The sequence below is a fragment of the Pseudomonadota bacterium genome (assembly GCA_022572885.1).
Taxonomy (GTDB): domain Bacteria; phylum Pseudomonadota; class Gammaproteobacteria; order Steroidobacterales; family MnTg04; genus MnTg04.
Window position 1 is genome coordinate 1 of the sequence record JACZVC010000065.1, and the last position, 2,775, is coordinate 2,775.

The following is a 2,775-nucleotide window of genomic DNA, read 5'->3' on the forward strand; positions in this document are numbered from 1 at the left end:
TGGAAGGCCGGGAACATGGTGTCGGCGATTTGCATGACCAGCCAGGCTGTGACCACGTAGACCGCTGCAACCTTGAACACGTTGCGCCGGCTTAACTCTTGAATGAAACCCGATAGTGAAGACATCAGAACTCCCCGCCCGAAGAATAGCAGGTGAATCCGCTGGATGCCCTGATAACAACTCCAGGAATCTTATCCTGTGCCGTGTATGAGTTCTCTGCGACTCAGGCCAGGAACGGATACCTGCTCTTCAATTGCGAGTCCAGGCCATAGACGTGCCCTGCTTTCATCAGGGCGAGGACCAGCAGGATGCTCATCCACACCACGTCGTGGTTCATCGCGCCGAAAAAGCCCAGGCCTTTGGCAAACCAGAAATTGATGACCAGGAACACACCAACATAAGCGGAGTAACGCGTTGCCAGGCCAAGGATCAGTCCGATTCCGAGCGCGGTTTCTCCGCAGGCGATGAGGTATGAAAACAGCCCGGCATTGGGCAGGACCACCGAGTCGATAAAGGCACGATAGAAGCCAAAGGTATTTTCCTGCGCGTTCAAAAACCCGGACATGCCATCGGCAAACCCTCCGCCGCGCTGTAACTTGCCATAGCCGTAGATCAGGAAAAAAACACCTGTATAGACGCGGAGAACCGCGAGAGGCCAGTGCGCCTTGTTGCCGACAAAGCCTGAAAGGTTTCCGTCAGTCATGATTTATTCCTTGTCTGTGGGGAAATCGCTGGATCGGAAGATAGGACAACGCCGCGGACAAGTGGTTTAATCGCACTCGAAATCGTCATCGGCCAGCGGGCGGCAAAGATCGGGCCAGCCGTGTTTGCGCCAGTAGGCTTCGATGCCTGTCTGCTGCAGGTAATCCTTGAATTGGTCAGACTTGCGGTACTCGGCCAGGATCGGGTGCCAGACGCGGTTTCCGGATGCCGGAAATTCAACAAAAGATCTAGTGGCTGTATCGAAATCACCCGTTGCGGCAAACAGGAGCGCACCACCTTGGTAGGCCCACTCGATGTCTGGCTTCAAGATTTCGAGTTGCTTCCAGAATCTGTCGATCAGGCGCTGGCGTTCATCGGCGTCATTTTGTTCTTCGAATATTGGCATCAGGTATTGCAGTATTTCATACCCTCCGAAATGGTAGATAGCCGCCAGTCGCGCACCGTGGAAATCGCCAGTCATGACATCGAGCAAGAACACATTCAGGGAAATTTTACGACCTCTTTCCAGCGCCTTGTCCAGGTAAAAATAAGCCTCCTCATTTTTCCCCAGGGCGGTCAAGGCGAAGCCCAGGTGATCGCTGTTGATACCGGTGTCGGGGTCAATACGATAGGCTTCCTGGTAATATTTTATCGACTCATCAAGATAACCCAGCTTGGTCAATAGCATCCCTTTCCACATCCAGCCCGTGGATTCGCGAGGGTCCAGTTCGATCGCCGTATCCAGTTCGCGCAGAGAATCCTCATACTCGTAGGCGTGTGAGTGATGAAGCCCCAGTACCGCGTGCGGCATGGAAAGAGAAGCATCCAGTTCGAGGGCTCTTTTAGCCGCTTGCATGGCCTTGGGTCTGCCCTCTGCATGAGTTATCTCCGGGTATCCTTCCGGTGTCGGGTAGGCGGGAATCACCGTGTAAGTTGCCGCGAGGCCTTCATAGGCACGCGCAAAACCTGGATCGCGCGCGATCGCCTGTTGATAGATTTCCAGGCTTTGGCGCAACGCCAGCGGATCGCGCGAAAAAAACAATTCACGCGCTTTCAGATAGGACGTGTAAGCGTCTACGTTGGCTGTCGGCACAGACGTGGTTGCAACTTTCCTGATATCGACACCCAGGGTCTCGCGGAGCGCATCGACGATGGAGCCGGATATTTCATCCTGGATCGCGAAGATGCTGGTCAGTTTCCGGTCGTAGGTTTCCGACCACAGGTGGCGGTCGGTCTTGGCGTCGATCAACTGGGCGGTTATACGGATGTTGTCACGTTCTTTACGGACCGAGCCTTCGAGTATGTGATCGACGCCGAGATCGCGGGCGATTTCATAGAGACTCAGATCCTGTCCTTTGTAGGCGAACGCCGAGGTGCGTGAGGCAACCGACAAACCATCGACGCGAACGAGCTGGTTTAGAATTTCCTCCGAAATTCCATCTGAAAAATAATCCTGTTCGGGATCGGAGGACATGTTGACGAAGGGCAGGACGGCGATGGATACGGCCTGGTCCTGTGCTTGTGACGACGCGCTTCTGGTTTCTGCAAACTGGTCTGGTTGTTGCCCGGCAAAACGATCGACCAGCAGGAACACGACGGCAATCGCGATCGCGGCGCCAATCATGCGATCCAGTTTTCGACCGGTGTGTTGGGAAATCGACTCGCTACGATCGACTTCGTGCTCGCGTTTGAGACCCCCGGGTGTAATTTCGAATGCCCAGGCAAAAAACAAGGCAATGGGAAAGCCGATCGCCAGCACCAAAAAAATGATCTTCATGACCCATTCGGGTGCGCCGACGTTATCGATGACCAGGTCGGTGATTTGCGCCAGCAGCCAGGCCATGACCACGTAGGCGAAACCCACTCGGAATACATTGCGGCGTTTGAGTTCAGTGAAGAGGTTAGCCATTATCTAATCGCACTCGAAATCGTCATCGCCTACCGGCCGGCAAAGATCGGGCCAGCCGTGTTTGCGCCAGTAGGTGTCCATTTGTGTTTGCCGAACATAATCCTGGAACTGCTCCGAGGCGCGATACTCAGCCAGCGCCGGGTTCCAGACGTGTAATCTATAGC

At 54.6% G+C, this 2,775-nt stretch carries 3 protein-coding genes; all 3 read right to left on the bottom strand.

Annotated features, from left to right (window positions below):
• Positions 1 to 223 precede the first annotated feature (223 nt).
• On the bottom strand, positions 224 to 703 hold the full coding sequence (locus tag IIA05_12990) for a DoxX family protein (protein MCH9028005.1): 480 nt from the start codon (positions 701 to 703) through the stop codon (positions 224 to 226).
• Positions 704 to 769: 66 nt separating this feature from the next.
• Positions 770 to 2,611: a tetratricopeptide repeat protein gene (locus IIA05_12995; protein ID MCH9028006.1), complete on the bottom strand. Its 1,842-nt coding sequence runs from the start codon at positions 2,609 to 2,611 to the stop codon at positions 770 to 772.
• 3 nt (positions 2,612 to 2,614) lie between these two features.
• The coding region (locus IIA05_13000) for a hypothetical protein (GenBank protein ID MCH9028007.1) at positions 2,615 to 2,775 on the bottom strand (161 nt) is incomplete at its 5' end.

What these genes read in the sequence shown, in the direction of transcription:
- IIA05_12990 (MCH9028005.1), bottom strand. Translation starts at nt 703, where the DNA reads ATGACTGACGGAAACCTTTCAGGCTTTGTCGGCAACAAGGCGCACTGG.
- IIA05_12995 (MCH9028006.1), bottom strand. Translation starts at nt 2,611, where the DNA reads ATGGCTAACCTCTTCACTGAACTCAAACGCCGCAATGTATTCCGAGTG.